This is a genomic window from Peredibacter starrii (genome assembly GCF_034259205.1).
Taxonomy (GTDB): Bacteria; Bdellovibrionota; Bacteriovoracia; order Bacteriovoracales; family Bacteriovoracaceae; genus Peredibacter; species Peredibacter starrii.
The window spans coordinates 2,743,343-2,760,658 of record NZ_CP139487.1; the positions used below are offsets into that span (position 1 = coordinate 2,743,343).

The following is a 17,316-nucleotide window of genomic DNA, read 5'->3' on the forward strand; positions in this document are numbered from 1 at the left end:
TTCCATTAACTGCCAAATCAGCTAAAAGGAGTTACCGAAAAACAAACCCCTGCAAGGTTTAAAATCATTATGGAAAACAACGCCCTAAACTTCCGCTCGAACGAGCTTTTTTTGATCGCCGGCCCGTGTGCCGTTGAATCAGAAAATCAACTAAGAACTATTCTCATGAACGAGAACCGTCCGCGTTTAATTCGCGGTGGTATTCATAAAATGCGCACCAACGCCAAGTCATTCCAAGGCATGGGCGATGAAGGCATGGAAATCGTAAAAAAAATGAAGCAAGAAATTCCTTTCGACTTCATCACAGAAGTGACTGATGCTCGTCAGATTGAAGCTCTTCTTCCTATCACTAGTGTGTTCCAAGTGGGCGCGCGTAATATGTATAACTACGAACTTCTAAAAGAACTTTCGCGTTATGGACGTCCGGTTATTTTGAAGCGTGCTTTCTCAGCGACTATTTCAGAGTGGCTTGGAGCGGCCGAATACCTTTTCAACCTGGGTGAAAAGAACATCATTCTTTGTGAGCGCGGTGTTCGCTCTTTCGATAACAAACTAAGAAACCTTCTGGATCTTGGTTCTGTGATCTACTTAAAGAAAAATACTCCCTTCAAAATTATCGTGGACCCTTCTCACTCAATGGGACTAACTCCATACGTTGCTGACGCTGCTTACGCGGCGGTTGCTGCAGGAGCTGATGGTCTTATCGTAGAAGTTCATCCTGAGCCGGCGGTTGCCCTATCAGATGGTCAACAGGCCCTGAATATCCCTCAGTTTGATGAAATGGTTCAGAAGCTTCATAAACTTGCTCCGATTTTTGGCAAAGAATTAAGGATGTAATCCATGGCAAAGGCCGAATTTGTAAACAAGATGTTCAATGACATCGCTCCTAAGTACGACCTATTGAATGATGTACTTTCAGTGGGAACTCACCGTCTTTGGAAAAAGAAATTTATTAACTTCGCTCTTAAGCAGAAACCAAATTCTGCCCTTGATTGTGCCACTGGAACAGGTGACATCGCTTTCAAGCTTAAAGAATCTATCTCTGGCAAAGTGGTTGGAATTGATTTCTCAGAAGGCATGATTGAATACGCCAATGAGCGCGCTAAAACTGAGTCTCAAAAAGTTGAGTTCAAAGTTGCCGACATTCAAAAGCTTCCATTCGCGGACAAAGAATTCGATATCACAACGATCTCTTTCGGGATCAGAAACGTTGAGAACCTTGGCCTTGGTCTTTCAGAACTTGGCCGCGTGTCTAACGGCGTTTATATTCTGGAATTCGGTCAACCGAAGAACGGTCTTTATAAGAAGGCCTACTTCAATATGCTTAAGATGTATGTGCCGGTTTTCGGCCTCATCTCAAAACGTAAAGATGCTTACGAGTATCTGATCGCTTCATCTGAGACGTTCCCTTCAGCAGAGAAGTTCGTAGATATCATGAAAGCGAACATGTCTTTCAAAAACTACGGTTGCATTCCTGTGTTCGGTGGAATTGCTTACATCTACTTTGCTAACAACGAAGGTTAAGAAATGATCTCTCCTATTTTTGATCCATCAGCGTGGACGGAAATCACTGACTTCGAATTTCAAGACATCACTTTCCATAAAGCGAAAGATACGGGTGCCGTTCGTATCGCATTCAACCGTCCGGATCTAAGAAACGCTTTCCGTCCTCAGACAGTAGATGAACTTCTAACTGCTCTTGAATGGGCACACCGTAAAAACGATGTGGGCGTGATTCTTCTTACTGGTAACGGACCATCGTCTAAAGACGGAGGCTGGGCCTTCTGTTCAGGGGGAGATCAAAACGTTCGCGGTAAAGCGGGTTACGAATATAAAGAAACAAACAATTCAAAAATGCCGGTGGCCCATGGTCGCCTTCACATTCTTGAAGTTCAGCGCATGATTCGTTTCATGCCGAAAGTTGTTATCGCCATGGTTCCTGGTTGGGCCGTGGGTGGTGGACATTCACTTCATGTAACTTGTGACCTTACGATTGCTTCAAAAGAGCATGCGATCTTCATGCAAACTGACGCTCGTGTCGCAAGCTTCGACGGCGGATTCGGTTCGGCCTATCTTGCTCGCCAAGTTGGTCAAAAACGTGGTCGTGAAGTGTTTTTCCTTGAGCACCAGTACACAGCTGAAGAAGCATTTCAAATGGGTGCGATCAATAAGGTTGTTCCTCACGCCGATCTTGAAAAAGTTGGTCTTGAGTGGGCACGCACGATTTGTAAAAAATCTCCGACTGCCATTAAGATGCTTAAGTTCGGATTTAACCTGATTGATGACGGTCTGGTGGGCCAGCAAGTGTATGCCGGTGAGGCAACACGTCTTGCTTACGGAACGGAAGAAGCTCAAGAAGGCAGAGATTCATTCCTTGAGAAGCGTCAGGCGGACTTCGAGAAATTTCCCTGGGTATACTAAATGAGCGAGTCACCATCAGCATTATCACAATGGCTTGATCGTGATTTCTTTGAAACCGGTGCCTTCCTATGCTCGCATGATGGGAAGTCGATTACTTTTGCCAAAGGTGGATCAAGCCTTCTGGTGGATCGGTTTTTCCCTACTGCAAATCCAGTTTTCTATTTGAAAGATTTCTATCAGGAATCTTACCTCGCCTATAATCCCATCTCAGTGAAAGAGTTTTCACTCGATGAAATTAAGGCCGAATTCAAGTATGAGAAGACGGATCATAGTCCTATCTCAAACGACGATGATATTTACGAGAAGGACTTTGAACTTTTAAAAAGTGCTTTCAAATTTAATCTTAAAAAAGTGGTTTTAGTCTCCCGCGAGAATTATGAAAATTTCGAGGGCGAAAAGACCATTCGTAATCTTATTCACAAGGCCTTTAGCTTCGGCGTTGGCACGCCGTACGGTTACTGGAACCAGCACTATGGTGTGATTGGCAGTACGCCGGAACTTCTTTATCAAGTTAAGAACGATGTCCTTACGACTTTCGCTCTGGCAGGAACTGCTAAGATAGGTCTTGAAGAAGAACTCTTAAAGTCTTCGAAAGACCGAATTGAGCACAATCTTGTGATCCAGGACATCCAAGAAAAGCTCGCTGGCTTCACGTCAGATTTGAAGATCGATGATACGAAGATTCATCCTTATAAAAGTATCGTGCATTTAAAAACAGATATGGTGGCCCGTGCAAACGATGATATCGATTTCACCGCCCTTACAAATACTATGTCGCCTACTGCGGCCCTGGGTGGATATCCAAAGACCTCATCTCTTCAGTTTTTGAAGAACTCCAATTATGGGGCCAAATATCCGCATCGTTATTTTGGTTCGGCCTTTGGTCTTATTAAAAAAGATGTGAAGGAATTCGTGGTCTCTATCAGAAACGTTCAATGGGAAGGAAAACATCTCTTCATTGAAAGTGGCGGTGGAGTTGTGCCGGATTCAGTTCTCTTAAAAGAAATGGATGAGATTCATTTAAAACGAAACACCATCCGAAAGCATTACCTATGAAAATGAACCTGGAGAAAATCTTTTTTTGTACTGGAGCTCGTAATCACGATCTCTTGAAAATCTTTGATTCATCAAAGGTAAAATTCGAATACGACGAAAGAATGGCAAGCTTCAAGGCCCTGGGACTCACAAAAGTGGCGAAGAACCCGGTTGGGATTTGTACCACTTCAGGGACCGCCGTTTCTCAATGTGTATCGGCCATGCTTGAGGCCTTCTACTCTGAGAACCCTCTGGTTCTTATCAGTGGAGACCGTCCTAAGAAACTTCACGGCACCGGCTCTCCCCAGACAATTGATCATGAGGCACTTACTCGTAGTTGCCGCAGAAGCTATGTGGAAATTGATGTTTCGGAACTTGCAACATTCTCATTAGAAGGTCTGGAGTTTCCGGTTCACATCAATGTACTGGTTGATGATACCGCTCCTCATGCCATGGACCTTGTGAACCATGAGAGCATCTCTGGTTTCTCAGCGTTTTTAGAAAACGTCAAAAAGCCCCTCTTTGTTTTCTCTCACGAGAATAAAAGTATGAGACCACTGATAGAGAAGTTCTCAAAACTAGGGCTCCTCTTTTACGCGGAAACCTTGAGTGGCGGACGTGATCTTTCAAATCTTAAAACTGAAAAGAAACTCCTCGAACTTTTTGAGGCCGGCTTCTTTGACGGCGTGGTTCGTATCGGACACACCCCCCTCACAAAAATCTGGCGGCTCTTAGAGAAAAAACCTCTTCCGGTTTTTCACTTTGATTCGCGCAAACTTCCTGGACTCTCTTTTGGAGAAGTCCTCCCAATGGATTCAGAAGCACTACTTAAAAATACAGAATTCTGGGATGCACTGGACAAGCTTTCTCCTTTTCCTATCGGAGACGAGACAGTTTGGACCTTAGAGAAACTTATAGAGAAGTATCCAGAGTCGGAAGTTGCGACCTTTAAAAAGCTTCAAGGACTCTTCCAACCGAACGATCAGGTTTATCTTGGAAATTCTTTGGTGATACGTTTTTTTGAACTCACTCAAACTTCCCCTCTTCAGATTTATGGTAACCGTGGGGTCAACGGCATTGATGGTCAGCTTGCTTCGGCAATCGGACTTGCGATGGGAACAACAAAACCCGTGTATTGTATTCTCGGAGATGTGACGACATTCTATGATCTATCGTCTCTTCGTGAAATGCCGGAGAACCTTCACCTTATTATCATGAATAACAAAGGTGGAAGAATCTTTGATATGCTGAAACTTGATAAGCGTATTGTGCTTGAACACGATAACGATTTTGAAAATATAAGTCGCGGTCTTCACCTGTCATACAGCAGAGACATGAAAGACTTTGGTAAAGTGAAGGTATTAGAACTTTCGCCTTCTCGTGATCAAAGCGAGAACTTCCTTCGGGAGTGGAGATGATTCACGTTTTCCACGGCTTTCTGGGTTCACCCGAAGATTTTAAATTTTTAATTCAAGATAACGTCATCCTTCATGACCTCTACTCTAGCGACTTTAATCCTGACATTAAACCTGGTGACACCCTGATTGGATACTCAATGGGTGGCAGAATCGCCATGGAACTTGCCAACAAGGTAAACTGGAACATTAATAAACTCGTTCTTATGAATTCTCATCCCGGTCTTGATTTCGATGATGAGAAAGAATCTCGTAGAGAATGGGAAGACTCCGTCCTTAAAAAATTGAAGACCATGACGCCTGAGAAGTTTTTCGACTATTGGAATGAACTTCCGATTTTTGAATTTGATTCCCCTTTAAGTCCAATCTCGGACGAGCGCTACCTCGCCTCTCAGAAATTGTTTGATCAGTTCCGACTCTCAAAACAGCCGAACTTTTTACCGGTCCTCGAAGATCACAAGGACCAGGTCCTGTATCTCGTCGGCCTATTTGATAATAAGTATTTCACTCTGGCCGAAGAAGTGATCGCCCCTTATGGCATTCAGGTAACCCCCATTGCCGGCGGTCATCGTTTGTTCCAGAATCCTCAAGAAGTTAAATCCATTCTTACGAATGAAGGCATCCTATGAAAAATTTTATCCTCGCTTCTCGCCCTAAAACTCTTCTGGCCGGGGTTCTTCCTCCGCTAGTTGCCTACGCTTATTACATGTCGACTTCACAGGAATCGTCTGTGGTCTATATGTGGCTTGCAGTTTTCGGTGCGCTTTTCATTCAACTTGCCACGAACTTCTTTAACGACGTGATTGATTTTGAAAAAGGTGCAGATAAAAAACGCGTAGGACCAACTCGTGTTTCGGCAGCGGGATTAGTTGATATTAAAACGGTAAAAAAATGGGCCATCACTTGTGTGACTTTGGCAGCACTCTGTGGACTTCCACTAATCTACCGCGGTGGATGGCCGTTTTTGGTTCTGGGTCTTATTTCACTTTATCTGACTTATGGTTATACCGGTGGCAAGGTCTCTCTTGCTTATAGAGGCCTGGGCGAACTTTTCGTATTTTTATTCTTTGGTCTCTTCTCAGTGATGGGATCGTTTTACCTATTTTCTCTTCAACTAAATTGGGGTTCGTTTATCCTGGCCTCAGTCTTCGGTTTACTCGCAACGACTTTGATCATGATCAATAATCTTCGTGACCGTGAAACAGATGCGGAAGTTGGCAAGAGAACTCTTGCTACCAGATTCTCCGCCAAGACTTATCAGATGTTCATTATCGTGACCATTTTCGCACCTTATTTACTCCTCCATTACTTCCGAGATTTAAAGGTCATCTATTGTGTTTTCTTGGGCCTCATTCCCGCTCTGAAATTGACTCAAATTACCCTTACGAAAAAAGGGGCGGACCTTAACGAAGGCCTAAAATTTTCAGGCATACATCTCATTGTGCTTTCTGCGCTCTTGAGTTTTACTTTTATCTATGAAAGTTTTTTATAGCCCATATTCGCTGACTCCCCTTAAAAAGATGAACCGCCTGAGCTCTATGGAGAGAAAGAGCGGAATATATCTTAAGGCCCAGTTAGGCGATAAAGTGCTATTCGCGGATTACTTTCCTCACCTTCCTTTAGGCGACAGAGGCAGTGATCAATTTCTGGAGGAATTTAAGTTTCAAAAAGATGAATACGACCGCAAGGTTTTTGATCTCCTTCTGCGTGATCATCTTTTTCAAAAGATCACACCTAAGAGGTTCTTCAATCACCAGCTTTGGTCTGGCTTTGAAGAGATCACAGGCAATGTGGTGAAATATAAAATTCATCATTCCCAGGACAGAAACTTCCTTACCGCCCTTGAACGAGGCATTCGTGTACGCCTGGATGCCAATGCACTCTTTGATCGTAAAAGCTTTATGGAGTTCATGAGCGATATTCCAGAGCAGTACTATCCGTTGATTAACTATATTGAAGATCCACTTCTCGCAAAAGATTGGAGTGATTTAATTATTCCTACTGCCCGCGATTTCATTAAGGGCGAACCTTTTGATTACCAGATCTACAAACCCAATCGCGAGTTTAAACCTTTAGATGATTGCATCTGTATTTATAGTTCTTATATGGGTGGTGATTTGGGCCGTTGGCACGCTCATTGCGAGCTCATGGATAATGGTAACTTTGCTTACATTCACGGAATTATTTCTGATGGATATTTTGAAGAGCAAATCCCTTTCCACAAGGGCGGCTATAAAGAAGGCTTCATCGCAGATATGGATGCGACTAATAAGATCTACAAAAAAGTGAACGACATGGACTGGAAGCTTCTATGTTCAATGTAAATTTTGAAGGGCCTGAAACAGAAGTCATCTGTCACTCTCAATATGACTCAGTTGTTCCAAAAATACTCGAAGGTCTTAAACCTTTAAATCTCAAAAATCACTTTGTGCTTTTCTCATCGGGTACCACCGGTGGTGACCTCAAAGGGTATGCGATCTCCAAAGAGGCCCTCTTTAATAATGCCCGGGCCGTGAACGAATTTTTCGGACTGACTCAAACTGATGTTTCGGGACTCTCGCTTCCGGTTTATCACATCGGTGGCCTTTCCGTTCTCGCTCGTGCTCACCTCTTAAACTACCGCGTAGTTGATGCCAGAAATTGGGAGCCAAATTCATGGCTTAAAAAAACGAAGGACGTAACGATTACGACGATTGTTCCGACCCAGCTTTTCGATCTCGTAAAGATGAAAGCAAAACCAAGTCCCGCTTTAAGGTACCTCATCGTCGGAGGAGATCTTTTAAGTAAAGGGCTAAAAGATGAGGCGATGAAACTTGGCTGGCCCGTGATTCGGACCTTCGGCATGAGTGAAGTCTGTTCACAACTCGCCTCTGCGAAAAATCCTCAGTCGGATGAGCTTCAGATCCTTCCCATTCATCATGCTAAGACTGATGTCGATGGAAGACTTCTGGTAAAGAGTTCTGCTCTTTTCACTCTCCAGTTCACTCTTGGAAGTGAGCTTAAAATTCAAATGGCAAAAGATCTTTGCGATACTGATGGATTTTATAAAACATCGGACAAAGCTGAAGTTTTAAACGGCACCATTAAACACCTGGGACGCCTTGGAGATGAATTTAAAATCTCGGGCCACCTGGTAAATCTTCTGCAACTTAAAAACACTCTTGGAACCTACCTTCTTGAGCGCGACCTGTACGGACAAATGGAATTTCAAATTGAAGAAGACGAAAGAAAGGGAAAAAAACTCGTGCTCCTCTCTCTCCCCGAGAAAAATTCGCCATATATCCTAAATGAAATCGCAAAACTTATTCATCCAGTTAAGATAGATGAGATAAGAATTCTTCAGAGTTTCGACCGCACTTCCCTCGGAAAATTAAAGAAAACCCAAGCGTAATCATTTAAAGTTTTTTTCAAACATCTTAAGAGTATTAACGGAAAATTAACAAACATCCTCTCTGTCAATGCTTCAACCTTAATGATGGGTTAATTTTGACATCTTATCGAGTCAATCACCTTAGCAGAGTGATAAAATCTTTTTAAGAGGAGAAGATATGAACCAATGTAAACGAATCCTCATTGTTGATGACGATCCTAATATTCGAGAGGCCCTCAAAGAGTATCTTGAATTTGAAGGCTACGAAGTTAGAGTTGCCGGCAATGGTCAAGAAGCATTGGCCCTCTTAAAGATTAACGAAAAACCTTGTCTAATTTTGCTCGATCTCATGATGCCCGTAATGAATGGTTGGGAATTTGCGAGGGCCGCGGCCTTGGATGCCGGCATTTCTCAGATTCCAATAGTTGTAACATCTGCTTTCATCGATAAGGTGGAAGACATCAAGGCCCGAGGACTTTTGAGTAAGCCGTTAGATATGGAACAACTAATGGGGCTCGCAAATGAATGTTGTCCAGCAATCTGAAGTATCACATCGACTGATCCAGGTGATTCACGAATTATCGCTCGCAAGAGATCTGCAATCCATTGTGGACATCATCCGTCATGCCGCACGTGAACTGACTGGTGCCGATGGTGCGACCTTTGTACTTCGTGACGGTGACAAATGTTATTACGTGGACGAGGACGCCATCACTCCTCTCTGGAAAGGACTTAGATTCCCTTTGAAGGCCTGTGTGAGCGGCTGGGCCATGCTTAACAAACAAAATGTGATCATCCCGGACATATACAATGATCCGCGAGTTCCTGTAGACGCCTATAAACCTACTTTCGTTAAAAGTATGGTGATGATCCCGATTAGAAAAGAGAGCCCCATTGGTGCTATTGGTAATTACTGGGCCAAGCCTCATGAAGCAACGAGTGAAGAAATTAAAATTCTCGAATCTCTCGCCGATACAACGGCGATCTCTCTTCAAAATATTCAGCTCCTAAGTGACTTAACTCACCAGTTAAATCTTCGCGATGAATTTATCTCTATTTCGGCCCATGAGCTTAGAACTCCCCTGACTCCACTTAACTTACAGCTTGGTCTTCTTTCTAAACATCTTAAAGGTCAATCACCGAAAGTTGATTTGATGCTCGATAAAGCAAGGACTCAGTTGAATGACTTCTCAAAACTCATCGATAACCTTTTAGATGTTTCTCGTATTCACTTAGGTCAGTTCTCCCATCAAAAAGTTCGAACGGAGCTATGTAAGATCGTTCAAGACAATGTGAATCTTCTTCGCTTGAGTTCGAAAGGCGAGATCACAATGAATTGTGCGATGAACATCTGGGGCGAATGGGATGAAGAACGCATTGGCCAGGTGGTGAGAAATCTTATTTTGAATGCGATTAAGTTTGGTGAAGGAAAACTCATCGAAGTTGAAGTTCGAACGGAACAGGCCATGGCAGTGTTCTCAGTAAAAGATCACGGAATGGGAATTTCACGAGCTGATCAAGCGCGAATCTTCCGTCGTTTTGAACGTGCCCATGATTACAAAAACTTTGGTGGAATGGGACTAGGTCTCTATGTCGTCAGTAAAATTCTGGAAGATCACGGTGGGGATATTTCTGTTGAGAGCGAACTGAATGAGGGATCAACCTTTACTGTTCGACTTCCGATTACTCATTAGATCCGGGCGCCATTTTTCCGTCATTTCTTTTTTCTTCTCAAGTTGCCACTCACCGATTTTCTTGTGGTGACCATCAAGAAGAATTTGCGGAACTTCCATTCCTTCAAACTCACGAGGCTTGGTGTATTGAGGATATTCAATTAAACCGTCTTCGAAAGAATCGTATTCTGATGAAAGCTTATTTCCGAGAATGCCCGGAACAAATCGCACGGCCGAATCAAGCATGGTCATGACCGCTAACTCTCCTCCGGTGAGAACAAAGTCTCCGAGTGAATAGTAATCATTCACATACTTTTCCAGAAAGCGCTCATCTACACCTTCATAGCGGCCGCAGATGAAAACTACGTCCTTTGATGGATGAGCAAGAATCTCCGTTCCGAAATCGCGAGCTACTTTATTGTTCCAAACTTTTCCACGTGGAGAAGTGTAGATGACATGTAAATCTTCGAGAGAAGAATAGTTCCCCGCTTCCTGAACACCTTTAACAAGTGCATCTCTCAAGATGTCCGCACGCATGACCATGCCGGGACCTCCACCAAACGGTGAATCGTCGACACTTTTATACTTGGTGGTGGAGTAATCGCGAATATTAACGAACTTAACTTCGAATTTAAAGTTCCCGTCTGAACGCTCACCTCTGAATGCCTGACCTGAAATTCCGCACTCCAGGAGCGGCTTAAAATATTCAGGGAATAGCGTGAGAATCCAGATTTTTCTGATCACTCGGTATACTCCGGCATGATCATCGTGATTTTTTTCTCTTCCATATCAATCTCTGGGAAGAAGGCATCCACGTAAGGCAGAGTTACAACCTCACCCGTGTCCATGCGAACATCAAAAAGATATTGCATGCCATTGTCGGAGAAGCTCTCTAGCTTCCCTACTTTCACACCTTCCTGGTTCACCACGTCCATATCCACCAGGTCCACGAGATAAATCTCGTCATCTTCAGGTTCTGGAAATGATTCACGATCAAGATAGATTTCAAAAGGAATGAGACTCTCTAAATGAGTACGGTCCTTGATTCCTTCGAACTGACAAATAACTTTGTTACCAAAGCGGATTTTAGCAATGGTCCACTCTTCACCGGTGGTCTTGATTTTAGACTTGGGGCTGGAAGGAAAAAGCCATACCTTCATCTCATCATCCAGGATGGACTCTTCTGGATTATCGTTAATAAGACGAATCTCAGCTTCACCCTTAATACCATGAGGGTGAGCAACAAAAGCGAGCTTAACTAGATCTTCTTTTTTCATTTGTACCTGAACATAACGCAAAAAACCCCAATCTATCTTTTGAGAGATAAATTGGGGTCAGAAGTTTTAAAACTTTTAAGACGAATCTTACTCGATAATTTCGAGAACAGATCTCTTTCTTAATTTGGTCGAGGCCGCATTAAGAATTGTTCTAAGTGCTCTAGCAGTTCGACCTTGTTTACCAATCACTTTACCAAGGTCAGACTTATCTACCTTTAGTTCAATGACTGTGGTCTGCTCGCCTTCGATCTCGTTGACTTCAACTCGATCTGGCATGTCGACTAGTGCCTTTGATACGAACTCAATCAGTGTCTTCAATTCGCTGCTCATAACTACCCTCTACTGGAAAGGTTTCTCCCCGGTTACGAGCCCCGGGTTAACAACATTATAACTTAATATTGTTGTTTTTAAGCAAAGTTCTTACAGTATCTGAAAGTTGAGCACCTTTAGATAGCCAAGACTTAATGCCTTCAACGTTAACAAACTTGATAGTTTCAGCTGATTTAGGGTCGTATTGGCCTAATTTTTCAAGGAATTGGCCATCACGTGGGCTACGTGAGTTTGTAGCTACGATTGTATAAACTGGACGGTTTTTGCGACCACCACGGGCCATTCTAATTTTTACCATTTGGAAATCTCCTATAGATTCACGAAAAATTTTTTAAATTTATAAATCATGCTAGGGGTAAAGTCAAAAGCTTATCCCCTAACGTCTTAGAAATACTTCTTACCGAATTGGCCCTTTTTCTGGCCTTTTTTCTCTCCACCACCAAACATTTGCTGGTTTTGGGCCTGAGGGGCCTGTCTAAACCCTTTTACTGGACCCATTCCCGGAATATTTGGTAGTCCGCCGCCTTTCATCATGCCCATCATACCCACCATCATCTGACGCATCTGCCCGAAGCGCTCGATGAATTGGTTCACTTCCTGGACAGAACGACCGGCACCGGCCGCGATACGTTTACGGCGAGATCCATCGATTAGGTCTACGTCTTCACGCTCTTTTTTAGTCATCGAATTAATGATGACCTTCATCTTCTTCATTTCTTCCTCGGCCGGACCAAGGTCACCCATCTGACGAAGGGCCCCGCCCATACCAGGAATCATTTTAAGAATTGAACCAAATGAACCCAGACGATTAATCGTCTCCATTTGCTTAACGAAATCATTGATGGTGAATTTACCTTTTTCAAGGTTCGCCATCATCCCCATGGCATCGTCTTGATTGATCGCTTCTTCCGCTTTTTCTACAAGGGAAAGAACGTCACCCATATCAAGGATACGTTTTGCCAGACGATCTGGATGGAAGGCCTCAAGGTCCTTCATCTTCTCGCCAACTGAGATGAACTTAATAGGCACACCAGTTACGTAACGGATTGAGAGAGCAGCACCACCGCGCGCGTCTGAATCCATTTTCGAAAGAACCGCACCAGTCAGACCCACTTTCTCGTGGAAAACTTTTGCAACGTTGACCGCTTCTTGTCCGGTCATAGCATCAGCGACGATGAGAACTTCTGGATTATCGAGTGATTTGCGAACATCCACGAGCTGAGACATAAGCTCTTCATCAACTTGCAGACGACCCGCTGTATCGATGATGGCGATCTCTTTATGAAGACGTTTTGCTTCAGCAAGACCTGCGCGAACGATGTCCACTGGCTTCATTGAAAGATCAGAATCAAAGTAATCAACGCCAAGGTTTTTAGCGTGAGTGATGAGCTGATCTTTAGCGGCCGGACGGAAGTTATCCGCAGGAATTAAAAGAACGTCTTTTTTATTTTTGTTACGAAGGAAAAGAGCAAGTTTACCGGCGAAAGTCGTTTTACCGGCACCGTTTAGACCTACGATAAGAATAGGAATGACAGGTGGACGGTTAAGGTTCAGACCTTCTGATTCGCTACCCATGAGCTTAGCGAGCTCATCGTGCATGATTTTTACGAATTGCTGACCTGGTTCAACTCCACGAAGAACTTTTTCACCAAGTGCTTCGGTCTTAACTTTCTCAACGAATTCTTTAACAACTTTGAAGTTAACGTCCGCTTCAAGTAGAGCGGTCTTCACACCTTTAAGTGTCTCTTCGATATTTTCTTCGGAGATCTTATTTTTCCCGCGTAATGCTTTAAACGCGTCCGAGAACTTTTCACTTAGATTATCAAACATGATCTACTCCGCCTTAAGATTTTGCTGGATGAGGATACTACATTCGGAAGGATGAGACACTATGAAATCCGCTCCGGCGTCCTTCAAATAATGCATGTCTACATCTCTGTTCCACACGGCCCCAATTCCCATGACACCAAAGTTCTTTGCTCCCAGCATGTCGTTGAAGCTGTCCCCAATGACACAGATAGAATGCTTCGGGGCCTTACCGACTAGATCAATTAGACCTCCCACATGGGGCTTCGGAAAGGAATCATCGATGCAGCAGAATCTATCAAAATAGGAATAAACACCCAGTTCCTCCAGTATGCGGAGTGTTGAGGAGCGCCCGCGGGCGGTCCAGACATACAGCAAACAGTGAGGCGAGAGTTCAGCTAAAAGCTCTTTAATGCCAGGAAAGAGTTTATATTTAGACCCGGAGGTATCGATTAAGGTACCGTCGCAGTCAAAAATCACGTGCTTCATATAGGAAAAGATTTTAATCGTTTCCCCTACATATTTACAACCACAAAGGCCCCCTGTACAAATACCACCATGAATCATCCACGTCCGTTTAGCCCTGAATTGTCTCAGAAAATTGAGTCTTTTAAGTCTCACGCCAAGCCCATCAAATTGGGACGAATCGACTTTGATAACAAATTGATCCTGGCCCCGATGGCCGGCATTTGTAACATTCCTTTCCGCGTGTTGATGGAAGACCTGGGCGCCGGTGGAACGGTTTCGGAGCTGATTTCTTGTCACGGTATCAACTACGGTAACGCACGCACTCTCGATATGCTAAAAATTCACCCCCGTGAAAGAAACGTGGGTATCCAACTCTTCGGTGAAGACGCCGACTCAATGGCCAAAGCTGCCGAAGTGGCAGAAAGCTACGGGCCAAAATTTCTGGACATCAACATGGGTTGTCCGGTGACCAAGGTCGTAAGTAAAGGCGGCGGTTCCGCGATGATGAAAGAAGTGCAAAAGCTTGCCCCTCTTTTTGAAAAAATGCGCTCACGCATGAAGGTTCCGCTTTCAATCAAAATCAGAACTGGTTGGGACGCAAATTCCCTTAACGCTAAAGAGATCATTAATATCGCCCACAACTCCGGCATCGAGTGGGTGGCGATTCATGGACGTACTCGTACTCAGCAGTACACGGGTCTGGCGAACTGGGAATTCATCGAAGCTCTGAATGAAGATAAGAAAATTCCTCTCATTGGTAACGGTGACCTTCACCATCCTTATGGAGTTTCAGAAAGACTTCAGAAAACTGGTTGTGATGCTCTTATGATCGCTCGTGGCGCTCTTAGAAATCCATTTATTTTCTTAGAATCTCTTGATCCAACATACGCTTCTCAAAAACGCTCCGTTTTCAGCGGTGCTGATTACTGGGAAGTGATTCAACGTCTTCACCACTACTGTTCAGAATCTTTTGATGAAGAAAGAACTGTGCTGGTGCAACTTCGTAAACTAGTGGTGTGGTTCGCGGCGGGTTTCCCTCATGCGGCGGCCATGCGTGGACAGATCTTTGCCACTCAGACAGTTGATGAATGTATGAAAATTGCCGAAGACTATTTCTTGTCTTTGGGCGGTTCTCAGAAATTCATTAATTATGATGAAGTCTTCATGAGTTCGGGCCACGGTTAATTAATTCATTCATTTACCTCTGTTTTACTTTCGCTGGCGGAAGTGATTTTTAACGTTCAAAATGTACTTGACTTGTACGTATCTTTTCCGTATTGTATTTGCAAGAGAATTTTTCGGATCGAAAGTTTACTTCCGCCAGCGAAAGTAAACTGAACTTAAGATCTTAGAATCAGGACAGGTTGGCCGACGATTGGAATAAAGTACTAAATATCTACCTCCATCTATCCGAAAATAGAAAGGTATGAACTTGTTAGTCCTTCTAGCTCTCATTCCTTTCGCTTTTGCAGACTCGCCTCCGACGTGTCAGGAGCTGGGACGTTATATTCAGAACTACGAGAAGGACCTTCAAAAGAAGTTTATTCGTGCTCCCGGAACTGAATGCCGTAACATTAAATTAGAAGACCTCGGTTCAAATATCCCTCTGAAAAACACAGAACTGATTGAGCAAAACAAGTGCTCAAGCCTTTCGGTGATTGAAGCTCAGCTTGAGACTTTGAAAAACCAAGAGATGATTCTGACGGGTATTGATAAATTAAAAAATACCATCAAGGACTCTAAGGCGGGTGCCGGGGATAAAAACCAGACAGTCGCTCGTGCGGCAGGAAATACTTTCGTTAATAATCTCAATACCGCTCAATCATTTGAGCTTCTTCTTTCGAGTAATACCAAAGACGGAACTCCCTTCCTTGCAGAGCTAAAAAAGATCCCTCTGGATAAACGTAACAATCCAACGGACTTTAAAAACGCGGTAAAAGAAATTTGTAAAAACAAGCAAGAGTCTAATGTCATTGATGCCTGCGTGGATCCGAAGCTTTTCTCTCCTAACCAAGATGCAGTTAAAGAGATCAATGGACTGATTGCTCAAGCTGAACCAAATGCCGCTCAAATTCAAAAATGGCAGAACATGCTTTCGATCAAGAGAAAGAATGTAAAACCAGAAGAGGCCGGTTACTCATTCACTCAAATGCAAATGGAGATGAATGCCGGTTTTGATAAGCTCGATAAACAGCAAAAGCTCTCTCGCGATGAACTTAAAGTGATTCAAAACCTGAACGACTTTGAGAATGGTAATGGTCTTTCATTTGTTGAAGACCTGGGACTTGCGAAAGATCAATTTAAATCACAGTTCTCTACTGATCGTTTCCGCTTCCTCCTAGAGGACGCGAGACGCCGTCAGCAATATGAAATCCAGAGTAAGATCTCGATTGCCTGGGCAGATCTGGATAAATCGAAAATTAAATTCGAACAACTGGACATGAACGATTGTAACCTGGCAAAAGACAGTTACGAGAAGGCCCAGGCCTGTCATTTCATCCTCGAGAATAAAATCAAGGATCAACTGACAGGAGACGCAAGAGCGCATATCTCTGGTCTTCTAGGACCACTAGGTGTGTCGATTAAGTATGAAAATAAACTTGCTCAAGTGGGAGACACTTGTCTTGATGAAGTTAAAACCCAAGGTGTGATCCCGAGTGGTTGTCTTAAGGAACTAAGTGCGGAGAAGGCCGATGTTCAGGACAAGATTCTTCAACTCAATCTTCTGAAAGAAAGAATTGGTTTTGAGAATAAAAACCTCATGGCCTATAGAAACTTTGCTCTTCTTAAATGGGGCACTCAGAAATGTGATGTGACAGACAGTGTGATTGAATTTTGTGATCCGGAAGATAAAATCTCAAAAGAGGCCAATGTTCTTTCCAATGCCATGATGGACATTTCACTCGTCTACTCTCCAAAAACCGAAGCAGAAGCAGAAGTTCAAAAACTTTGCGAAGAGAATGATTCAAAGAAAAAAGCCGAGGAAAGACTTTGTGCTTTCTTCAATGATACGACTTCAAACATTGTAAAAACTGACCTTCACAAAAAACACGATGTAGACGGTCCAGTCGTCGCACCAGATGGTGGGAACGCGGCCGCAAAAGAAAGAGACGCCTGGATTCAGGGTGGTACAAATATCTTAAATGAGATCCTTCGCTCTTATGTCCCTAATCGCGGAGTAATTTCTGGAATCAATTCTTACCCGTATAACTATGGGGCCTACAACGGTGGCCGTGGTCCAATGGGTATCGCAGATACCATCATGTTCAATGCTCGTTATTACGGTGCCTACGGCTACTATATGCCGACCGCCGGTTATCAACCTTATACGGCCTTCGCTTCTTCGACTTCGAGTCTAGGATCTTATTCGGCCCTTAAAACCACCAGCTACCCTACCTACTTTGGAAAATAGCCAAAAATTTTTGGCAGCAATTCCGAGGGCATCCATCCGGTAATCAATAGATTCGATACTTTAAGTATCTTCGGCAATTAATTCCCCACCCCTGCTAGAATAAAGCTAA

General features: G+C 43.6%; 19 protein-coding genes. 13 read left to right on the top strand and 6 right to left on the bottom strand.

Annotation, left to right across the window (positions count from 1 at the left end; translation table 11 throughout):
- Nucleotides 1-69: 69 nt before the first annotated feature.
- From aroF to SOO65_RS13810, 11 genes are all read left to right on the top strand, one after another.
- A complete protein-coding gene (gene aroF / locus SOO65_RS13760) occupies nucleotides 70-837 on the top strand; it encodes a 3-deoxy-7-phosphoheptulonate synthase (RefSeq protein ID WP_321391075.1) in 768 nt (255 codons plus the stop codon).
- A gap of 3 nt (nucleotides 838-840) precedes the next feature.
- Nucleotides 841-1,524: a ubiquinone/menaquinone biosynthesis methyltransferase gene (locus SOO65_RS13765; RefSeq protein ID WP_321391079.1), complete on the top strand. Its 684-nt coding sequence runs from the start codon at nucleotides 841-843 to the stop codon at nucleotides 1,522-1,524.
- Between the two features lie 3 nt (nucleotides 1,525-1,527).
- Nucleotides 1,528-2,421, top strand: a complete 894-nt coding sequence (locus tag SOO65_RS13770; protein WP_321391085.1) for a 1,4-dihydroxy-2-naphthoyl-CoA synthase — start codon at nucleotides 1,528-1,530, stop codon at nucleotides 2,419-2,421.
- The gene (locus tag SOO65_RS13775) at nucleotides 2,422-3,477 is read left to right on the top strand and encodes a chorismate-binding protein (RefSeq protein WP_321391087.1); all 1,056 of its coding nucleotides are present in this window, start codon (nucleotides 2,422-2,424) and stop codon (nucleotides 3,475-3,477) included.
- Nucleotides 3,474-4,874 carry a thiamine pyrophosphate-binding protein gene (locus SOO65_RS13780; RefSeq protein WP_321391090.1) on the top strand — a complete coding sequence of 467 codons (1,401 nt, stop codon included), beginning with the start codon at nucleotides 3,474-3,476 and terminating at the stop codon, nucleotides 4,872-4,874. The genes SOO65_RS13775 and SOO65_RS13780 overlap by 4 nt, the downstream gene beginning before the upstream one ends.
- Nucleotides 4,871-5,500, top strand: coding sequence for an alpha/beta fold hydrolase (locus tag SOO65_RS13785; RefSeq protein WP_321391093.1), 630 nt, complete (start codon nucleotides 4,871-4,873; stop codon nucleotides 5,498-5,500). The genes SOO65_RS13780 and SOO65_RS13785 overlap by 4 nt, the downstream gene beginning before the upstream one ends.
- Complete coding sequence (gene menA / locus SOO65_RS13790) at nucleotides 5,497-6,363, top strand: 1,4-dihydroxy-2-naphthoate octaprenyltransferase (protein ID WP_321391096.1); 867 nt, start codon at nucleotides 5,497-5,499, stop codon at nucleotides 6,361-6,363. Before SOO65_RS13785 ends, menA begins: the two co-directional genes overlap by 4 nt.
- Entirely contained in the window at nucleotides 6,347-7,195 is an 849-nt protein-coding gene (locus SOO65_RS13795; protein WP_321391102.1) for an enolase-like domain-containing protein, read from the top strand. Before menA ends, SOO65_RS13795 begins: the two co-directional genes overlap by 17 nt.
- On the top strand, nucleotides 7,183-8,262 hold the full coding sequence (locus SOO65_RS13800) for an AMP-binding protein (RefSeq protein WP_321391105.1): 1,080 nt from the start codon (nucleotides 7,183-7,185) through the stop codon (nucleotides 8,260-8,262). Before SOO65_RS13795 ends, SOO65_RS13800 begins: the two co-directional genes overlap by 13 nt.
- Before the next feature lie 157 nt (nucleotides 8,263-8,419).
- Nucleotides 8,420-8,785 carry a response regulator gene (locus SOO65_RS13805; RefSeq protein WP_321391112.1) on the top strand — a complete coding sequence of 122 codons (366 nt, stop codon included), beginning with the start codon at nucleotides 8,420-8,422 and terminating at the stop codon, nucleotides 8,783-8,785.
- Entirely contained in the window at nucleotides 8,763-9,935 is a 1,173-nt protein-coding gene (locus SOO65_RS13810) for a sensor histidine kinase (RefSeq protein WP_321391117.1), read from the top strand. Before SOO65_RS13805 ends, SOO65_RS13810 begins: the two co-directional genes overlap by 23 nt.
- On the opposite strand, the gene trmD is transcribed toward SOO65_RS13810, so the two are convergent.
- The 6 genes from trmD to SOO65_RS13840 all read right to left on the bottom strand — a co-directional run bounded on the left by trmD (nucleotide 9,900) and on the right by SOO65_RS13840 (nucleotide 13,894).
- Nucleotides 9,900-10,658: a tRNA (guanosine(37)-N1)-methyltransferase TrmD gene (gene trmD / locus SOO65_RS13815; RefSeq protein WP_321391122.1), complete on the bottom strand. Its 759-nt coding sequence runs from the start codon at nucleotides 10,656-10,658 to the stop codon at nucleotides 9,900-9,902. The genes SOO65_RS13810 and trmD overlap by 36 nt on opposite strands.
- Nucleotides 10,655-11,191, bottom strand: a complete 537-nt coding sequence (rimM, locus tag SOO65_RS13820) for a ribosome maturation factor RimM (protein ID WP_321391125.1) — start codon at nucleotides 11,189-11,191, stop codon at nucleotides 10,655-10,657. The genes trmD and rimM overlap by 4 nt, the downstream gene beginning before the upstream one ends.
- Nucleotides 11,192-11,278: 87 nt before the next feature.
- On the bottom strand, nucleotides 11,279-11,521 hold the full coding sequence (locus SOO65_RS13825) for a KH domain-containing protein (protein ID WP_321391128.1): 243 nt from the start codon (nucleotides 11,519-11,521) through the stop codon (nucleotides 11,279-11,281).
- Between the two features lie 55 nt (nucleotides 11,522-11,576).
- Nucleotides 11,577-11,819, bottom strand: a complete 243-nt coding sequence (gene rpsP, locus SOO65_RS13830; RefSeq protein WP_321391131.1) for a 30S ribosomal protein S16 — start codon at nucleotides 11,817-11,819, stop codon at nucleotides 11,577-11,579.
- An 86-nt stretch (nucleotides 11,820-11,905) separates the two neighbouring features.
- The gene (ffh, locus tag SOO65_RS13835) at nucleotides 11,906-13,351 is read right to left on the bottom strand and encodes a signal recognition particle protein (protein WP_321391134.1); all 1,446 of its coding nucleotides are present in this window, start codon (nucleotides 13,349-13,351) and stop codon (nucleotides 11,906-11,908) included.
- A 3-nt stretch (nucleotides 13,352-13,354) separates the two neighbouring features.
- Entirely contained in the window at nucleotides 13,355-13,894 is a 540-nt protein-coding gene (locus tag SOO65_RS13840) for an HAD family hydrolase (protein WP_321391137.1), read from the bottom strand.
- On the opposite strand from SOO65_RS13840, the gene SOO65_RS13845 reads away from it, so the two are divergent.
- Both SOO65_RS13845 and SOO65_RS13850 read left to right on the top strand, forming a co-directional pair.
- On the top strand, nucleotides 13,886-14,980 hold the full coding sequence (locus SOO65_RS13845; protein ID WP_321391140.1) for a tRNA dihydrouridine synthase: 1,095 nt from the start codon (nucleotides 13,886-13,888) through the stop codon (nucleotides 14,978-14,980). The two genes, SOO65_RS13840 and SOO65_RS13845, sit on opposite strands and share 9 nt — an antisense overlap.
- A gap of 241 nt (nucleotides 14,981-15,221) precedes the next feature.
- Nucleotides 15,222-17,207 (top strand): hypothetical protein, encoded by a 1,986-nt coding sequence (locus SOO65_RS13850; RefSeq protein ID WP_321391143.1) that lies wholly within the window; start codon nucleotides 15,222-15,224, stop codon nucleotides 17,205-17,207.
- Nucleotides 17,208-17,316 lie beyond the last annotated feature (109 nt).

Bases quoted from the DNA above. Each gene is read 5' to 3' on its own strand.
- SOO65_RS13845 (WP_321391140.1), top strand. From the start codon at position 13,886: ATGAATCATCCACGTCCGTTTAGCCCTGAATTGTCTCAGAAAATTGAG.
- SOO65_RS13765 (WP_321391079.1), top strand. From the start codon at position 841: ATGGCAAAGGCCGAATTTGTAAACAAGATGTTCAATGACATCGCTCCT.
- SOO65_RS13850 (WP_321391143.1), top strand. From the start codon at position 15,222: ATGAACTTGTTAGTCCTTCTAGCTCTCATTCCTTTCGCTTTTGCAGAC.
- SOO65_RS13795 (WP_321391102.1), top strand. From the start codon at position 6,347: ATGAAAGTTTTTTATAGCCCATATTCGCTGACTCCCCTTAAAAAGATG.
- SOO65_RS13785 (WP_321391093.1), top strand. From the start codon at position 4,871: ATGATTCACGTTTTCCACGGCTTTCTGGGTTCACCCGAAGATTTTAAA.
- SOO65_RS13780 (WP_321391090.1), top strand. From the start codon at position 3,474: ATGAAAATGAACCTGGAGAAAATCTTTTTTTGTACTGGAGCTCGTAAT.
- SOO65_RS13810 (WP_321391117.1), top strand. From the start codon at position 8,763: ATGAATGTTGTCCAGCAATCTGAAGTATCACATCGACTGATCCAGGTG.
- aroF (WP_321391075.1), top strand. From the start codon at position 70: ATGGAAAACAACGCCCTAAACTTCCGCTCGAACGAGCTTTTTTTGATC.
- SOO65_RS13775 (WP_321391087.1), top strand. From the start codon at position 2,422: ATGAGCGAGTCACCATCAGCATTATCACAATGGCTTGATCGTGATTTC.
- SOO65_RS13840 (WP_321391137.1), bottom strand. From the start codon at position 13,894: ATGATTCATGGTGGTATTTGTACAGGGGGCCTTTGTGGTTGTAAATAT.
- rimM (WP_321391125.1), bottom strand. From the start codon at position 11,191: ATGAAAAAAGAAGATCTAGTTAAGCTCGCTTTTGTTGCTCACCCTCAT.
- SOO65_RS13770 (WP_321391085.1), top strand. From the start codon at position 1,528: ATGATCTCTCCTATTTTTGATCCATCAGCGTGGACGGAAATCACTGAC.
- SOO65_RS13805 (WP_321391112.1), top strand. From the start codon at position 8,420: ATGAACCAATGTAAACGAATCCTCATTGTTGATGACGATCCTAATATT.
- SOO65_RS13825 (WP_321391128.1), bottom strand. From the start codon at position 11,521: ATGAGCAGCGAATTGAAGACACTGATTGAGTTCGTATCAAAGGCACTA.
- menA (WP_321391096.1), top strand. From the start codon at position 5,497: ATGAAAAATTTTATCCTCGCTTCTCGCCCTAAAACTCTTCTGGCCGGG.
- rpsP (WP_321391131.1), bottom strand. From the start codon at position 11,819: ATGGTAAAAATTAGAATGGCCCGTGGTGGTCGCAAAAACCGTCCAGTT.
- ffh (WP_321391134.1), bottom strand. From the start codon at position 13,351: ATGTTTGATAATCTAAGTGAAAAGTTCTCGGACGCGTTTAAAGCATTA.
- SOO65_RS13800 (WP_321391105.1), top strand. From the start codon at position 7,183: ATGTTCAATGTAAATTTTGAAGGGCCTGAAACAGAAGTCATCTGTCAC.